Here is a 17807-nt window from a genome sequence, read left to right on the forward strand (position 1 = left end):
CATCATCATTACTCCTGCAGCCACATTCTGGCGCTGCGAGCAGGGATCGCCAGCCGTACCCACTGGCTCTGCACCTTGACCACCGCATTCTGATCGAGCACATCCCGGTAGTTGCGATACCAGTTCATCTCGTACTTGGCGGTATCGAGCCAGTACTCCTGCTCCTGCCCGCATTTGTTGATACCAACCAGCCCCTGTTTGCCGCGTTTGAACAGTACGAAACAGTTGTCGCTGCCGATCAGCTGCATCGGTTGGCCCTGAACCGCATTGTGGAAGCGGATCATCCCCTTGAGATCGGCGCGCAGGTAGTAGTCCTGCCAGCGCAAGCCATCCTTGTCTCGGGTTTCGCCATGATCGGAGTAGACCAGTGGCGAGCCACCATCGCGCCCGAGCAGGTAGGCATAGGCCAGCGACTCGTCTGTCTGGTTCAGGATCTGGTAGCGGAAGCCGTCATTGGTGGGGATGTCGTGGGTGACCGCGAAGGTGACCGCACGGCTGCCAGGCAGTGCCTGACCATAAGCACTCGGATCGGCCAGCAGGTTCATGCTGCCACCGTAACTGAAGGCGCCGCGCAGGGAAGCAAAGAGCGGGAAGTCGTAGGCGCCCTGACCGCTACTGTCGAGGTAGGGCTTGAGGAAGTTTTCATAGTCGCTGTTGCCGGCGCCCCCCGTGGTGATCACCTCGCCAAAGACGTGCATCCCCTGTTTGATTTCGGGAGTGAAGATGGCGTTGATCTGGTAATCACTCATGTGCTTGACCGCATCGACCCGAAAGCCTTTGATCCCCATCCCCTTGAGTGCCTGCAGGTAGGCCTGCTGTTGGCTCACCACCCAGTTGTTGGGGTCAAGATCCGGCAAGCCCTTGTCACCGGGTCCGCCGCACAGCCGCCAGTACTGGACATGGCCCGGATTGTTCCAGTCGGTGATGCACCCTTCCGGATGAAAATCCTGACCGGAGAGGAAGTTTTGCCCCAGATCGCCAAACAGTTTCTGCCGCTCGAAGTAGCCGGGGTTGCTGGCGTAGCTCTGCAGCAGCTCGTTGCCGGGATAGTTGAGATCGCTGCGCTTCCAGCTTTCGTTGGCCATGTGGTTGAGCACCACATCGGCGTAGACGGCGATGCCCCGCGCCTTCATGGCGGCGATCAGCTGCTCGAGATCCTGCTTGTTGCCAAGGGGGGAGTCGACAAGGCGCAGATCCTGGGGTTGGTAACGGGCCCACCACTCGTTGCCCGAAGACTTCAGTGGCGGTGAGATGAGCACCTGTTTATAGCCGGCACTCTTGATGAGATCAGCTTTGGCAGTCACTTCACTGTACTTCCAGTTGAAGGCGTGCAGTATGACATCGGCGTGCGCCAAGGGGGCGATCAGCGTACCTGCGATCGCCAGCATTCCCGCTGTGTGTTTCATTGTTATTTCCCTTTCTTGTTGTTGTCACTATGCCTGAAATGGGCAGAGCAGCTTTGGCACAACCAGGGTCAATCGCAATCGCATTCCGGTGGATTTGTGATGGATTTCAAGGTGAGTTCGCTGAAGTTGTGAGCAGTTTCAGATTTCAATGGTTCTGGTTGCTATGCTGCCGAGGTGACGTTTTTTAGTAATTTGTTTGTCACTGGCTTGTCATCACAGCGCGTTATCTTGTCCGGCGAGTGATGCATCCTGACATCACACTCAGCGTGGTTCACATTGACCGCACAGGAGCTGCATATGACCAGTTGGATAACCTGGGAGATCTGGTGGAGTCGGGTATGGGGTGAAGCAGAGTTGCCAACCCGTGGTGAAGAGTCGCTGGAAGTGGCCCATGAGCCGTCACGACTCCCGGCAGAACTGTTGGAGCAGGGCAGGGATGAGCGCGCATCCTGAAGGCTTGCATGTTACATCGCAGCCCTTGGCTTTTTAGAAGAGTGTCAGCTGCTCGCCCGGGCGGATAAAGAGATCCTCTCTTAATTGAACATGGCGCTTGCCAAGACCCAGCCGCTTGCTGATCAGGCGAAAGCGCTGGGACAACAGGTCGGCAAAGTGTCCCTCACCACGCATCCGCGTGCCAAAGGCTGCACTGTTGAGCCCGCCACCGCGGCTGGCCCGCAGCTGGTTCAGAATTGCCTCCTTCTGGCCGGGATAGTGCTCATCCAGCCAGTCACTGAACAGCGGGGCCAGCTCGTGAGGCAAGCGCAGCAGGATATAATCGGCGCAACAGGCGCCAGCGTTGGCCGCCGATTTGATGATCTGCTCCAGCTCGGGTTCATTGAGCCGCGGGATCATCGGGGCTGCCAGCACACCAACCCGTACCCCGGCGCTGGCCAGCTTCTCGACCACTTTCAAGCGCCCGGCGCCCGTGCTTGCTCGGGGCTCCAGTTGTCGCCGCAGGGTCTCGTTCAAGGTCGTCACCGACACCATCACCTGACAGAGCCCTTCTCTGGCGAGTTCGCTCAGCAGGTCGAGATCGCGCAATATCATGGCGCTTTTGGTTATAAGCCCCACTGGATGGCGATGGGCCAGCATCACTTCCAGCAGTTGACGGGTGAGACGATAGCGCTGCTCAACAGGCTGGTAGGGGTCGGTATTGGCGCCGATGACGATGCTCTGTGGCTGATACGCCGGTTTGGCAAACTCCCGGCGCAGCAACTCGGCTGCATTGAGCTTGGCAAACAGTTTGGTTTCGAAATCGAGGCCGGGGGAGAGCTCCAGATAGGCGTGGCTGGGCCTTGCATAGCAGTAGATGCAGCCGTGTTCGCACCCCTGATAGGGGTTGATGGAGCGGCCAAAGGGCACATCCGGCGAGCTGTTGTAACTGATAATGCTGCGGGCCTCTATTTCGCGTACTTCTGTGCCGGGGGCAGAGGCTGTGAAGGCGGCATCCCAATCGGAAGAGTGCCAGCCATCGTCGACCGTCTCGATCCGCGGGCCGCTGAAACGGTGGTCGATATTGTGGTTGCTGCCTCGTCCGGCCATGAATTTCATCTTTACTGTATGCGTATACAGTTATTCTGTGATCATCGCTCACCAAAGACAAGTCTCTTTCTTACTACCCGACTTTAAATTGCATCGACAGGGCATCTCTGGCTTGATCCGGCGGCTACATTTCGTTTACATAAACAAAGTGCGAACTGGATCACGGAAATCGATATGAGCCCAACCACGACTCGCTGGCTGTTCATTGCGCTGATCGCCCTGGTTATCTGGCGGCTTGTTCCGCTCACCACGGAGCAGGAGCTGGCATCGGCCAACCGTGCCTGGCGAACCGGCCATTTTGATGAGGCAACCCGGATCTGGTCACCGCTGGCCGAACAAGGGCAACCAAGGGCGCAGGCGCTGATGGGCTGGAGCCATGAAGTGGGGCAGGGGAGTGAGCAGGATATCAATCGGGCCATCACGCTCTATCGTCAGTCGGCGCAGGCGGGCGATCCCTTTGGCCAGTACCGGTTGGCGGATGCCTATTTGCGTGGCGCCGGGGTGAAGCGTGATCTGCGCGAAGCCTTTCACTGGATGGATCTTGCCGCCCGCAATGGCGATGTGCCGGCGATGCTGAAAGTCGGGGTGCTCCATCTGATGGGGGCGAGCGGGCGTGTCGATCTCTCGCAGGGGAAGCAGTGGCTCTATCAGGCGGCGCAAAAGGGCAACAAACTGGCGCTGCACGTGCTGCAGCAACTGGCCCTGGCCGAGGAAGGCGCCAGCGATTTTGACTTCAACTGGCAGCCGCTGCTTGGTGAATAGTCGGCAAGCGTCTCATTTAACTGTAGAAAATCTCATCAAACCCGATACAGCCACGGTTACTTCTGGTAGCATGGGGCCGTTTTGGCTTGGTTTGTCACCTTGAATCTTTCGTTCGGGTGGCGGGCCGTCTTCGCAAAGTGCTGTGGAGAACCAGAACATCACCTTTTTGAATCTCTTTTCCATCCCGCATGTGACCTTTGGTAGGGGTCACCACTGTATAAGGAAACATATAATGCCAATCATTACTCTGCCTGACGGCAGCCAACGTCAATTTGCCCACTCTGTTTCCGTCATGGATGTGGCTGCGGACATCGGTCCCGGTCTCGCCAAGGCGTGCATTGCCGGTCGGGTAAACGGTGAACTGGTGGATGCGTGCGAGCTGATCGAAGCCGATGCCTCGCTGGCCATCATCACTGCCAAAGACGAAGAAGGTCTGGACATTCTGCGCCACTCCTGCGCCCACTTGCTGGGTCACGCTATCAAGCAACTCTGGCCCCAGACCAAGATGGCCATCGGCTCCGTCATCGACAACGGCTTCTACTATGACGTTGATCTTGACCGTACCCTGACCGATGAAGATCTGGCTGCCCTGGAAGAGCGCATGCTGGCGCTGGTAGCCAAGGATTACGACGTTATCAAGAAGAAGGTCTCCTGGCAGGAAGCGCGAGACGTGTTCGCTGCCCGTGGCGAGACCTACAAGGTCGAAATCCTGGATCAGAACATTGCCCGTGATGACAAGCCCGGTCTTTATCATCACGAAGAGTACATCGACATGTGTCGTGGCCCGCACGTGCCCAACATGCGTCACTGCCACCACTTCAAGTTGCTGAAGATGTCCGGCGCCTACTGGCGTGGCGACTCCAACAACAAGATGCTGCAGCGTATCTACGGTACTGCCTGGGCTGACAAGAAGCAGCTCAAGGCCTATCTGCAGCGTCTGGAAGAGGCCGCCAAGCGCGACCACCGCAAGATCGGCAAGCAGCTCGACCTGTATCATATGCAGGAAGAAGCGCCGGGCATGGTGTTCTGGCACAACGATGGCTGGACCATCTTCCGCGAGCTGGAAACCTTCATCCGCGGCAAGCTCAAAGAGTACGACTATCAGGAGGTGAAAGGTCCGTTCATGATGGACCGCGTTCTGTGGGAGCGTTCAGGTCACTGGGAGAAATATGCCCAGGCCATGTTCACCACCCAGTCCGAGAACCGCGAGTACGCCATCAAGCCGATGAACTGCCCGGGTCACGTCCAGATCTTCAACCAGGGTCTGAAATCCTACCGTGATCTGCCGCTGCGTATGGCCGAGTTTGGCTCTTGCCACCGCAACGAACCGTCAGGTTCCCTGCACGGTCTGATGCGGGTGCGCGGCTTCACTCAGGATGACGCGCACATCTTCTGTACTGAAGAGCAGATCATGGAAGAGGTCTCCGGCTGTATTCGTATGGTCTATGACGTCTACGGCACCTTTGGCTTCGAGAACATCGTGGTCAAGCTCTCCACTCGTCCGGAACAGCGTATCGGCTCCGACGAAATGTGGGATCGTGCCGAGCAGGCACTGGCGGAAGCGCTGGAGCTCAACGGTCTTAAATACGATCTGCAACCGGGTGAAGGTGCCTTCTACGGTCCGAAGATCGAATTTACCCTGCACGATTGTCTTGATCGTGCGTGGCAGTGTGGTACCGTGCAGCTCGACTTTGCCCTGCCGGGCCGTCTGGGCGCCACCTATGTAGGTGAAAACAACGAGCGCCACGTGCCAGTCATGATCCACCGTGCGATTCTGGGCTCCATCGAGCGCTTTATCGGTATCCTGACTGAAGAGTACGCAGGCCTGTTCCCGGCCTGGCTGGCTCCGACCCAGGCAGTGGTCATGAATATCACCGACAATCAGGCCGAATATGCAGTGAAAGTAGCCAAAGCATTGAATGATGCGGGCCTTCGTGCAAAAGCGGACTTGAGAAATGAGAAGATTGGCTTTAAAATCCGCGAGCATACTTTGAAGCGAGTACCTTTCATGCTGGTCTGTGGCGATAAAGAAGTTGAAGCCGGCCAGATTGCAGTACGTACTCGTAAAGGGGCTGACTTGGGCACTTATCCTGTTGAAGAGTTCATTGCTCTGTTGACCCAGGAAGTTCAGACCCGCGGACAAAAGAAAGTGGAGGAATAAGCTATAAAAGGCGGAAAAAAACTGGGCAAGCAACCGCAAGCCCGCGCTCACCGGATCAATGAAGAGATCCGTCTGAAAGAAGTTCGTTTGGCTGGTCTGGATGGCGAAGCACTTGGCATCGTCTCTATCCAGGAAGCACTGAACTTGGCCGCTGAGGCCGAAGTGGACCTGGTCGAGATCAGTCCGAACGCTGAGCCGCCCGTTTGCCGGATCATGGATTACGGCAAATTCCTCTACGAAAAGAGCAAAACCACCAAAGAACAGAAGAAAAAGCAGAAAGTCGTCCAGGTTAAGGAAATCAAATTCCGTCCTGGCACTGACGAAGGCGACTATCAGGTAAAACTACGCAACCTGGTTCGCTTTCTGGAAGACGGGGACAAGGCTAAGGTCACCCTGCGCTTCCGTGGTCGTGAAATGGCACACCAGGAACTTGGTATCAAGGTTCTGGAGCGCGTCAAGAACGATCTGGAAGAGTTGGCCGTAGTCGAATCGTTCCCGAAAGTCGAAGGCCGTCAAGCTGTGATGGTTCTCGCACCTAAGAAGAAATCTTAAGGCCCACAAGAAATTGACTCATGGGGCTCGCTCCATGAGTCGGTTCGCCTTGCGATTTTGTTGTCACTCACAATGCGGAGTATGAAATGCCGAAGATGAAAACCAACCGGGGCGCCGCAAAGCGCTTCAAGAAGACTGGCTCAGGTCGCTTCAAGTGCAAGCACAACCACCTGCGTCACATCCTGACCAAGAAGAGCAGTAAGCGTAAGCGTCAGCTGGGACCGAAGTTCTTTGTTTCCGCTGCCGACCACAAACGTGTTGTCGCTTGTCTGCCGTACGCATAAGGGGGGATGTGAAAAATGCCAAGAGTTAAACGTGGTGTGACTGCTCGTGCTCGTCACAAGAAAGTAATGAAAGCCGCCAAGGGTTACTACGGCGCCCGTTCCCGTGTTTACCGCGTAGCGGTACAAGCGGTAACCAAAGCTGGTCAGTATGCCTACCGTGACCGTCGCCAGAAAAAGCGTCAGTTCCGTCAACTGTGGATTGCGCGTATCAACGCTGCTGCCCGTCAGAACGGTCTGTCCTACAGCCGTCTGATCAACGGTCTGAAGAAGGCTTCTATCGAGATTGATCGCAAGATCCTGTCCGATATCGCCGTTCACGACAAGCTGGCTTTCACCGCCCTGGTTGAAAAAGCTAAAGCAGCTCTGGTCTAATCCAGCTCTGTTATAAAAATAAAGGAGGCTCAGGCCTCCTTTTTTGTTGGTGTAATATTTAATTTCAGTACTTATATACTTCCTAACAAATTAAATCAAGATTGATATTCTTAATTCAGAGTTACAAATCAAGTTTCATCTGTTTTTTCTAACGCAATAGTTTTCCGAAACCTATAGTTACGCTGTCTTTGCGATTGTCCACCAATGTTTATTTTGGTGCCGATTCTAGTTATATATAGTTTATATCTAAACTATTCCTTTCATTATTTAATAACTGCTAGGTGTGCAAGTTCCATATTCTGCGGGAGCTCGGTGTTATATTGCGACTATAAATTTTTAATAAAATAACATTGAGGTAAGAATATATTTTATATATAGATTGCAACAGGGATATATTTATTTTTAAATTGAAAATTTATTATCCTCGTATGCAATAGTATTCTTGTACAAGAGATGATGTTTGTTCAGCTTTTAGCAAGGTCGGAATCCCTATAATGGAGTTTTTGTCTGACTATCAACTGGAAGTGTTATGAAAAAAATTCTTTTGATCCTTGCTGCTATCTTTATGCTTCCCTGCGCTAATGCGGCTCCAGAGTTCAAAGAGGGGGTCAACTATGATGTCCTCAAGCAAACAGCTACTGCTCAACCAGAGGTATTGGAGTTTTTCTCTTACTACTGCCCGCCATGTGCGAAATTTGAACCCATCGTTGAGCAGTTACAACATGATCTCCCCAAAGAGGTAGCTATCAAGAAGAATCCGGTCGCTTTTTTTGGGCGCGATATGGCCCAGGAGATGCAACGGGCTTATGCAACCTCAACACTACTTAATGTTGAAAGCAAGTTAACTCCATCACTCTTTCATAAAATCCAGGTACAGCGCCAAGCTCCACAAAATCGTGATGATATTAAAAAGCTCTTTGTAGAGAATGGCGTACAGGTAGAGGCATTTGATACCACGGTTGATAGCTTTGCAGTTTCGTCCATGGTAAGCCAGTTCGATCATAACACAGAAAAATATAATATTCGTAGTACCCCGACATTTATTGTCAACGGCAAGTATATGATAAAGATTGAGTCTATCAACTCACAAGAGCAGTTCACCCAATTGATAAAATATCTTTTGGCAAAGGATGCATAATTTAATTCCCTCGGATATAACGAGAGTTATTAATTCACTTTGTTATTTTAAATAAAGTAATACAAGAGATGATGTTGAGTTATCGGCATCATCTCTTTTTATTGGAGGTAGATCTCATAGCGTCTCCGACAGATAATCAACGTTGATATTTTGTGGTTTATAGCAGGTCTTTCCCGTGATTGTATTGCCGTAGCCAAACAGGGGAGGGGGGATTGATGCGCTTTATAAGCGATTATTGTGTTAACTGTCGGGTTGTATAGTATCTATCACCCTGGTTCGTCCTATGGAGACATCAGCAGTGCCTCGCGCCAGCGTCGTGATACAAGACCGCATACCATATGTCGTTAACGTGGAGGGTAGGAGGAACTCAACCTGATATGTGGAACCTTTGTATTTCTTTGTGTTTGACGGCGATCCGTTGGCTTCCACGCTCATGCTCATAAGGTCGGATGGGCCTATACAACACAACTTCATAGGGTCAATGTATGCCAACAAGCTTGTTATTGATAACACTATTTGAACAAGGGTAGGGGTAACTCGAGACTCACTTGATATAACAAAATGATTTCTAGGGAGAAAAGGGTGCCTTAACTATGGTCAGCGAAGGGGCTTTTTTTGTATTATTCCCCTCTTGACCTTATTTAGCCTAAAGGCTCCTGTACCGGGAGTGGTGACGAGGAAGACATGCAACAGCTTGAAGAAGTAGTCGGCCAAGCCAGAGCCGAAATTGAGGGCGTAAGCGACATCGCCGCCCTCGACGAAATCCGGGTCAAATATCTGGGTAAAAAGGGCTTTTTTACCGAGCAGATGAAGGGCCTGGGTGCCTTGTCTGCCGAAGAGCGTCCCGCTGCGGGCGCCGTGATCAACCAGGCCAAACAGCAGGTTCAGGATGCCCTGAACGAGCGTCGTGAAGCCCTCGAAATCGCTGTGCTGAATCAGAAGCTGGCTGCCGAGACCATCGACGTCAGCCTGCCGGGCCGCCGCATTGAGAATGGCGGTCTGCACCCGGTGACCCGCACCATCGAGCGTATCGAGCGCCTGTTTGGCGAGATGGGCTTCAAGGTTGCCCGTGGTCCCGAGATTGAAGATGGCTTCCACAACTTCGATGCGCTGAATATTCCGGCTCACCATCCGGCGCGTACCGATCACGATACCTTCTACTTCAATCCTGATCTGATGCTGCGTACCCACACCTCTGGTGTGCAGATCCGCACCATGGAACACCAGCAGCCGCCGATCCGCATCATCGCGCCGGGCCGCGTTTATCGTAACGACTACGACATGACCCACACCCCGATGTTCCATCAGGTTGAAGGTCTGCTGGTTGACGAGCATGCCAGCTTTACCGAGCTGAAGGGCATTCTGCACGATTTCCTGCGCAACTACTTCGAGGAAGACCTGACCATTCGCTTCCGTCCTTCCTACTTCCCGTTCACCGAACCGAGCGCCGAAGTAGACGTGATGGGCAAGAATGGCAAGTGGCTGGAAGTGCTGGGTTGCGGCATGGTGCACCCGAACGTACTGCGTTCGGTCGGTATCGATCCGGAAAAATACTCCGGCTTTGCCTTCGGCATGGGCGTTGAGCGCCTGACCATGCTGCGTTACGGGGTCAACGACCTGCGTGCCTTCTTCGAAAACGACCTGCGCTTCCTCAAGCAGTTCAAGTAAGGGCGAGAGAACATGAAATTCAGTAAATCCTGGGTGATGGAGTGGGTCCGCACCGAGTTGAGTGACAATGCACTGGCCGAGCAGATCACCATGGCCGGTCTGGAAGTGGACGCCGTGGAAGCGGTTGCTGGCCAGTTCAACAATGTGGTTGTGGGTGAAGTGGTCGAGTGCGCCCAGCATCCGGATGCCGACAAACTGCGGGTGACCAAGGTTAACGTGGGCGAAGCCGAGCTGCTGGACATCGTCTGCGGCGCGCCAAACTGCCGTCAGGGCCTGAAAGTGTGTGTGGCCAAAGTAGGGGCGACCCTGCCGGGTGATTTCACCATCAAGAAAGCCAAGCTGCGTGGCCAGCCGTCTCACGGCATGCTCTGCTCTTTCAGTGAACTGGGTATCGACGTCGAAGCCGATGGCATCATCGAGCTGCCGCTGGATGCGCCCATCGGGACCGATATCCGCGAATACCTCGCGCTCAACGATGTCAGCATCGATGTGGATCTGACCCCGAACCGTGCCGATTGCCTCGGTATCGCAGGTCTTGCCCGTGAAATCGGCGTGCTCAACAGCGTTGACGTGGTCGAGCCGACCTGGGCGCCTGCGGTTGCCACCATCGACGCTACCTTCCCGATCCGGGTTGAAGCGTCTGCCGATTGCCCCCGTTATCTGGGCCGAGTCATCAAGGGGCTGAACCTGCAGACCCAGAGCCCGCTCTGGATGCAGGAGAAGCTGCGTCGTGGCGGCATTCGTTCCATCGATGCCATCGTCGACATCACCAACTACCTGCTGCTGGAATACGGCCAGCCGATGCACGCCTTCGATCTGGCAACGTTGGAAGGGGAACTGGTGGTGCGCCGTGCCCACGCTGATGAGCCGATGACCCTGCTCGATGGCAACGAGGTGAAGCTCAAAGAGACTACTCTGGTGATTGCCGATGCCAAAGGTCCCTGCCTGCATGGCCGGTATCTTCGGTGGCGATCGCACCGGTGTCTCCGAGACCACTACCGACATCCTGCTGGAGTGCGCCTTCTTCGCACCGCTCTCCATCACCGGCCGTGCCCGTGCCTACGGTCTGCACACCGATTCTTCCCACCGCTTCGAGCGCGGGGTGGATCCCGAGCTGCAGGCCAAGGTGATGGATCGTGCTACCCGCCTGCTGCTGGACATCTGCGGCGGTGAAGCGGGTCCGGTCATCGAGGTCAAATCCGATGCTCATCTGCCGAAAGCGGCACCCATCAAACTGCGTCGCACCAAGCTCGACAAGGTGATCGGTATCAGCGTGGCAGATGCTCAGGTGGTCGAGATCCTGACCCGTCTGGGCATGCAGGTAACCGTTGACGCTGACGGCTGGACTGCGCTGGCCCCCTCCTGGCGTTTTGACATCGCCATCGAGGAAGACCTCATCGAGGAAGTGGCCCGCATCTACGGCTACAACAACATCCCGAATCTGAAACCCGCCGCATCTCTGGCGATGGTAGAGCAGGCAGAAGGGCAGGTGACCTTGAAGCGCGTGCGTGACCTGTTGGTTGATCGCGGTTTCCAGGAAGCGATCACCTACAGCTTCGTTGATCCCAAGACCCAGCAAACCCTGTTCCCGCAGAGCGATGCCATCGTGCTGCCCAACCCGATTTCGGTCGAGATGTCCGCCATGCGCGTCTCTCTGTTCCCGGGTCTGGTGCAGGCTGTCGTTTACAACCAGAACCGTCAGCAGCCGCGGGTGCGCCTGTTCGAGCAGGGTCTGCGCTTCATCAAGGATGAAAGCGCCGAGAACGGCATCCGTCAGGAGCCGATGCTGGCCGGTATCATCACTGGCAACCAGAGCGACGAGCACTGGGACATCAAAACCCGCGCAGCCGACTTCTTTGATTTAAAAGGGGATCTTGAAGCGGTGCTGGATCTGACCACCGAAGGGGCCACCTTTACCTTCGAGCGTGCCGAACACAGTGCCCTGCACCCGGGTCAGAGCGCCGCCATTCTGCGCAATGGGGTGGTGATTGGTCACATTGGCGTGATCCACCCGAGCCTCGAGAAGAAGTTGGGTCTGAAGAGCCGCGCCGTCATGTTCGAACTGGAGCTGGACAAGCTGACCCCGGCCAAAGTACCGGTTGCTGCCGAAGTATCCAAGTTCCCTGCTAACCGTCGTGACATCGCCGTGGTGGTTGATCGTCAGGTTCTGGCAGGGGATGTTCTGGCAGTAATTAAAAAAGTTGGCGGAAATCAGGTAGTTGGAATAAACTTGTTTGACGTATACCAGGGTGCTGGTATGGCTGAGGACAAGAAGAGCCTGGCCATCAGTCTTGTATTGCAAGATACCCAGCGCACCCTGGAGGAGAAAGAGATTGCCGAGACCGTAGACAATGTCGTGCGGGCCCTTGGTGAAGAGTTGAATGCATCCTTGAGGGATTGATCTATGGCGCTTACCAAAGCCGACATTGCAGAGCACCTGTTCACCCAGCTCGGGATGAGCAAGCGTGAAGCCAAAGATATGGTGGAAGCCTTCTTTGAAGAGATCAGACAAGCGCTTGAGCGTGGTGAACAAGTCAAAATCTCAGGCTTCGGTAACTTTGACCTTCGTGAGAAGAATCAGCGTCCCGGACGTAACCCCAAGACAGGCGAAGATATTCCTATCAGTGCCCGTCGCGTGGTGACCTTCCGGCCTGGCCAGAAACTCAAGGCCAGGGTAGAAAATGTTGAACCCAACGAGTGATAAAAAGCCAGGCAGATGCCTGGCTTTTACTTATCGATGATAAAAAAATCTCTATTATTGCTGGGAGCCATGCTGGCCATGCCACTGCAGGCCATGATGCTTCCCCTCGATCCGGCGACTCAGGCCTATCTTCGCTCCATCAAAGAGCTCAAGGTGTGCTACCCCGCTGCACTTCCCCCGCCTTATGTCACCCCTGATGGTGGCTTGCTAAAAGATCGCCTGCTCCGTCTTGCCGATATGTTGCCTGTGCCATTGAAGCTCTCCGAGATGGCCGACTGGCAGGCTGCCCGCGCCGCCTTGCAGCGTGGCGCATGCGACATTATCCCCCATATCGGCACCCTGGGTAGAGAGGAGACCGGCCTGTTGGTAAGCCGTCCCATGATGGAGACGGATGCGGCCATTCTCTATCGGGGTGATCTTCGTCAGGCAACGTTTCTGGTCTCTTCCGCTACGGATACCAGCGCAATTTTGCGTGAATTGCATCCGGGGGCTGAGCTCAGAACCCTGAGGAGAGGGGAGAGTATCTATTCAGCTCTTGAGGGAGAGAAGAACTCCGCCTATCTGGGGGACTATCTCCAGCTGCGCTACCTGATGCGCGAATATCCTGCCGATGGTCTGCGTCTGCGCCGTCTGCTTGGTGATGAGCGGGTGGTCAGCTATCGCCTGATGATGCGCAACGATCCCGAGCTGGCCAAGTTTGTCGATACCCTCATTCGTTATATGCCCGCCGGTACTCTCTATACCGACCTGAGCCGCTATATGGATCAGGGGGCGCTCTATATCAACCGGCTCCATTTCAATGACGCCGAACAAGCCTGGCTTTCTGGCAGAAGGCGGGTTGTGCGTCTGGTGATGAACCCGCAGCTGATGCCCTACAGTGGCATCAACGATCAGGGAGAAGCAAAAGGTTGGAGCGCAGATATCCTGAACTGGGTAACTCAGGAGAGTGGCCTCAAATATATGCTGGTACCGGCAGCTACCAAGGCCGAGGCGATAGAGAAGCTGCGCAACGGTGAGGCCGACATGATGGCCGGTTTGCCGGAGTCTCCCGAGCTTGCCGATGACTTTACTTTTAGCCGGATGATCTCCATCAACCGTTTTGCTCTGATCAGCAAGCACGCCATCAGCGCAGACAAATTCTCCCAGCTGGGTAAACAGCGGATCCTGGTGCCGGAATCGCTCTACGATCCCTCTCTGCTGGCGCAGCTGGGTGATCAGGAATGGGTCCGCACCGATGACCTGAGCCAGGGGATCACGTTGCTGCAGCAAGGCAAGGCTGACGCCATGCTGAGCGAGCTGTACCAGTTGCAATATCCGCAGCGCACCCATCTGCTGGAAGGGCTTCAGATCAAGGAGCTGGATGACAGATTCGGACTCGGCTTTGCCATTCGCAAGGATCAGACCGAGCTGGCCGGCGTGATAGACAGAAACCTGATGGCCCTGACCAATACCCAGATCGACGAACTTAACCAGCGGTGGCGCCGTCTGGTGGTGATGCAGCAATCAGGGGTCAGTTATAGCGCCTGGTTTGGCTCCATCGCGCTGGCCCTGCTGATCAGTGGCATCGTGATCGGGGTGATCTGGCGTTCGCGCCAGCAGCTGGCTCGCGAGGTCGCCCAGCGGCAGGCGGCTGAAAAAGCGCTGGCAATCGAAAGTGAGCTGCGCGAAACCATGTTTCAGGCCCTTCCTGTTCCCGTCTATCTGCGCAACGAGCAGGGAAGGGTGATCAAATCCAACAAGCAGGGGCACCGGCTTTCACTGCGTTACGGCACGGAACTGCTGCTGCCCGAGGTGCAATCACAAAAGAGTGAAGGGGAGCTGAGTCTTGGCGAGCAGGTGTTTGCCTATGTGCAGCATCCGCTGCGACTGGAGAAGCAGGCGCCAGCGACCGATCTTATCGCCTTGTCCGATATCAGCGCCCTGCGCCAGCAGGCCCGCATCCTGCGTCAGGCTGAGCGACGGCTGCGTGCTTTGACCAATACCGTGCCCGGGGTGGTGCTGCAATTCCTCCTGCTTCAAGAGAACGTGGGCACCATCGAGTTTATCAGCCGTGGCTGCTACGAGTTGTTGGGGCTGGCCAGCCAGCAGATCCGCCGTGAACCGGCTCGGGTGCTTGACCTGCTGGAGCGCGAAGATTTGCAACTGGCGCGCAGTACCATGTTCGCCATGCTGCATGAGGGCAAGCCCTTCGTCTGTACCCTGCGCTATCACCATCCCGAGCAGGGTCTGCGCTGGTTGCAGCTCTCTGGGCGTGGTCGCAGCCAGCCACAGGGGTGGCGCATCTATGCGGTCATGCAGGATGTGACGGCGCGGGTTGAACAGGAGCAGGCTTTGCAACTCTCTCATGAAGAGGCACAGCAGGCTGTGCAGGCCAAGGGACGTTTTCTGGCGGCCATCAGCCACGAGATCCGCACTCCGATGAACGCCATTCTCGGTCTGCTGGAGTGGCTCGCCAGCACCCCGCTCTCCCAGGAGCAGGGCTCTGCGTTGGCCCGGATCCGTCAGGCCGGGGACGAGTTGCTCGGCCTGCTCAACGATGTGCTCGATTTCAGCCGCAATGAGAACAGCAAATTGTCGCTCTCGCCCCAGCCGACCGATTTCACCGAGCTGTGCGAACACGTGGCGGCGGTGCACTGGACCAAAGCCAGAGCCAAGCAGCTGCAATTGCGTTTGCAGCTTGATCCGGCGATGCCCGCCTTGCAGACCCTCGATCCCCATCGCATCCAGCAGGTACTGCACAACCTGCTCTCCAATGCGATCAAGTTCAGCCATCGTGGCGAGGTGGTGCTCTGGGCCGAGAGCGTGGGCTCGACCCTGCGTTTTGGCGTGGATGATCAGGGGCCGGGTATTACCGACGAGATGCGACCAACCCTCTTCATGCCGTTTGAACAGTTCGCGGTGGCGGGGCAGCTGAGGGCGCCGGGGACCGGCCTCGGGCTTGCCATCTGCAAGCAGCTTATCGAGCAGATGGGGGGGCTCATCGATGTCGAACCCAGAGCGGGATGCGGCAGCCGCTTCTTCTGCGAGTTGCCGCTCAAACTGCTCAAACAGGCGCACCATTGGCAGCCCAAGGTGCGAGAGCTGGCGCTCTCACTGCCTCCCGATGAGGTGAAGCAATTCGCCCCCTGGTTGGCAAGATTCGGGGTTGAGGTATCTGGCACGGCAAACCACAGGTTGCAGGCTCAGGTCGACGAGAAGGGATTCTATTACTGGGAGTGGCAGGGGGAGCCCTGGGTGCCCGGTACCGTCATCAATCTGTTGCAACCCAGGCTGAATGTCGCAGAGCCCTCTTCGGCAACCCGCCCCGGTCTTGGTATGCGGGTGCTGCTGGTAGAAGATCACGATGTCAATCGGGAGCTGATCAAGCTGCAGCTGGGACAGCTGGGGGCCGAGGTGTTGACCGCTGCCAATGGCCAGCTGGCACTCGATGTGCTGGCCGATCACGAGGTGGATCTGGTGTTGACCGATCTGCAGATGCCGGTTATGAATGGCGCCGATCTCTGCCGCAAGCTGCGTGGCTCGCCTCGTTGGCGCAATCTGCCTGCCTATGTGATTACTGCAGATCTCAGTGAACAGGCGGCTATCGAACTGCAATCGTGCGGTTGCAACGGGCATCTCGACAAGCCTGTCGCGTTAAGGGAGCTGGCCGCCATGCTGCACCAGCTTGGCAAGAAAGAGGGGATGATTGCCGAGCCTGCAGCTGCTTCATCGCTGCTCTCAAAAGAGCTGGCACAGCTCTATATGGATACAACCAGAGCCGATCTGGCGGCTCTGGAGCAGTGTCAGGCAAATAAGGATGAGCAAGGGGTGAATGCCGCTTTACACAAATTGAAAGGGGCCGCCAGAATGGTAGGAGCAACCGCCATCGTCACTGTCATTGACGAGTGGCAGCAATCGAAGCACAGCGAATTGGCTGTCAGGTTAACCCGGGCGCTGGATGGGGTCAGCCAGCATTTGACCAAGAGGGCTGAAGATGATCATCACTGATGAAGAACTGCTGGCGCTGCTTAACTCGGAAGATCCCGGGTTGGCCGGTTTTCGTCCTATTGCGCTCTATGCTCTCGATTGCGCCTCATACGAGATGGCCAAGCAGGCGACGCTGCCAAATTACGTGGCGCTGCACCGTACCCAGCCTGATGCCTGCTGGCAGTGGGAGGGGCTCTTCTCGGCAGGCGCCATCGCACTCTATGATCCCGACTCGCATCGTACGGCGGATTACTTTCCCCAGCTCCAGCTGCATAACGGTATCTACGCCATCGAAGAGGATTGGCAAGGGGGCCTGCTGTCCAGCTACCAGGCGTGGAGCAACTGGCTTGCTGCCAGCCGGATCCTGCTGCTGGAAGATCACCCGTTTCAGGGGATGCAGTTGCAGCAAACCATCGCCGGACTGGGGCTGACCTGTCACTGGGTGCAGGATGAGCAAGCCTGCCTTGCTGCGCTGGGTGAGGGAAGCACTCGTCTGCTCATCTGCGATCTCAGTCTGGTGGATCAGGATGCCATCAGCCTGCTGATGGGCCAGCCACAGTTGCAGTCAGACGGGTTGCCGATCATTTTGCTCTCCGCCCATGAGCAGACCCTGATCGACGGTGCTCGCCGCCTGCTGCACGATGCCGGCTTCAATATTCTGGCGGCGCTGGCCAAACCGCTCGATTGCGACGAACTGCTCAGGTTGCTGCGCGGTCTCTATCTTGGCCCGCTGCGCCAGCGCCGACTGAGCGGTCAGCGCCGCACCATCACGACCTGGCAGGGTCAGGTACTGGGACAACTGGGCCTGCTCTCAAGCCCCACCACTTCAGCACCGGTCTGGCTGGCCGTAAGCGGCTTGCCCCCTCGTTGGGAGCGGCTCAAGGAGTGGCTGGCGGAGCAGTCGCGAACCCCGTCCGAGCTGACGCTGCTTATCCATCGCCGTGATCACCTGCTCAGCAATCCTGATCGTTTTGCGCTGGTGTTGCAGGCCAGTCTGGCGGGGAGCAAGCTGGCGCTCCTGCTCGACAACAACCAGCATCTGCCGTTCGATCTGCTGGAGCGGCTGCCGCTGCAATCCTTGCTGCTGGGGCAGGGGATGCTCTCCGATATCGAGTCGTTGAGCGCCGATTCGCTGCTTGGCCGCTTTATGGCGCGGGTGCGGGAACTCGGAGTCGACATCTATCTGGATGACCCCTACAACCTGCTTGATGTCGAGATGTGGCAAGAGCGCGGTATCGCGGGGCGCTGGTAACCT

The 17807-nt window shown here is 56.0% G+C and carries 13 protein-coding genes and 1 pseudogene; 12 read left to right on the forward strand and 2 right to left on the reverse strand.

Annotated features, from left to right (window positions below):
• Positions 1-8: 8 nt before the first annotated feature.
• Positions 9-1406, reverse strand: a complete 1398-nt coding sequence (locus tag WE862_RS14230) for an alpha-amylase family protein (protein ID WP_042031032.1) — start codon at positions 1404-1406, stop codon at positions 9-11.
• 297 nt (positions 1407-1703) lie between these two features.
• On the opposite strand from WE862_RS14230, the gene WE862_RS14235 reads away from it, so the two are divergent.
• Positions 1704-1859 (forward strand): hypothetical protein, encoded by a 156-nt coding sequence (locus WE862_RS14235; RefSeq protein ID WP_167335499.1) that lies wholly within the window; start codon positions 1704-1706, stop codon positions 1857-1859.
• A 33-nt stretch (positions 1860-1892) separates the two neighbouring features.
• Here the strand turns inward: WE862_RS14235 and WE862_RS14240 are convergent, their stop codons facing one another.
• Positions 1893-2948, reverse strand: coding sequence for a PA0069 family radical SAM protein (locus WE862_RS14240; protein ID WP_042031031.1), 1056 nt, complete (start codon positions 2946-2948; stop codon positions 1893-1895).
• 174 nt (positions 2949-3122) lie between these two features.
• On the opposite strand from WE862_RS14240, the gene WE862_RS14245 reads away from it, so the two are divergent.
• The 11 genes and pseudogenes from WE862_RS14245 (at position 3123) to WE862_RS14295 (ending at position 17804) form a co-directional block, all read left to right on the forward strand.
• Complete coding sequence (locus tag WE862_RS14245) at positions 3123-3710, forward strand: tetratricopeptide repeat protein (RefSeq protein WP_042031030.1); 588 nt, start codon at positions 3123-3125, stop codon at positions 3708-3710.
• Positions 3711-3942: 232 nt separating this feature from the next.
• Complete coding sequence (gene thrS, locus WE862_RS14250) at positions 3943-5871, forward strand: threonine--tRNA ligase (protein WP_339058637.1); 1929 nt, start codon at positions 3943-3945, stop codon at positions 5869-5871.
• Between the two features lie 21 nt (positions 5872-5892).
• Complete coding sequence (infC, locus tag WE862_RS14255) at positions 5893-6423, forward strand: translation initiation factor IF-3 (RefSeq protein ID WP_156852818.1); 531 nt, start codon at positions 5893-5895, stop codon at positions 6421-6423.
• 86 nt (positions 6424-6509) lie between these two features.
• Positions 6510-6707: a 50S ribosomal protein L35 gene (rpmI, locus tag WE862_RS14260; protein WP_005300673.1), complete on the forward strand. Its 198-nt coding sequence runs from the start codon at positions 6510-6512 to the stop codon at positions 6705-6707.
• Between the two features lie 15 nt (positions 6708-6722).
• Positions 6723-7079, forward strand: a complete 357-nt coding sequence (rplT, locus tag WE862_RS14265; protein WP_005300683.1) for a 50S ribosomal protein L20 — start codon at positions 6723-6725, stop codon at positions 7077-7079.
• Between the two features lie 529 nt (positions 7080-7608).
• Positions 7609-8217: a thiol:disulfide interchange protein DsbA/DsbL gene (locus WE862_RS14270; protein WP_042031028.1), complete on the forward strand. Its 609-nt coding sequence runs from the start codon at positions 7609-7611 to the stop codon at positions 8215-8217.
• Positions 8218-8901: 684 nt separating this feature from the next.
• Positions 8902-9885, forward strand: coding sequence for a phenylalanine--tRNA ligase subunit alpha (gene pheS, locus WE862_RS14275; RefSeq protein ID WP_011706167.1), 984 nt, complete (start codon positions 8902-8904; stop codon positions 9883-9885).
• Between the two features lie 12 nt (positions 9886-9897).
• Positions 9898-12286: pseudogene (pheT, locus tag WE862_RS14280) on the forward strand (phenylalanine--tRNA ligase subunit beta).
• Positions 12287-12289: 3 nt separating this feature from the next.
• Complete coding sequence (gene ihfA / locus WE862_RS14285) at positions 12290-12586, forward strand: integration host factor subunit alpha (protein WP_005300715.1); 297 nt, start codon at positions 12290-12292, stop codon at positions 12584-12586.
• Positions 12587-12601: 15 nt separating this feature from the next.
• Positions 12602-16573, forward strand: coding sequence for a response regulator (locus WE862_RS14290; protein ID WP_082035447.1), 3972 nt, complete (start codon positions 12602-12604; stop codon positions 16571-16573).
• Positions 16560-17804, forward strand: coding sequence for a response regulator (locus WE862_RS14295; protein WP_042031024.1), 1245 nt, complete (start codon positions 16560-16562; stop codon positions 17802-17804). Before WE862_RS14290 ends, WE862_RS14295 begins: the two co-directional genes overlap by 14 nt.
• The last annotated feature ends 3 nt before the right edge of the window (positions 17805-17807 follow it).

Origin of the sequence: Aeromonas jandaei, from assembly GCF_037890695.1 — a bacterium.
In the GTDB taxonomy this organism is placed as follows: Bacteria; Pseudomonadota; Gammaproteobacteria; order Enterobacterales; family Aeromonadaceae; genus Aeromonas; species Aeromonas jandaei.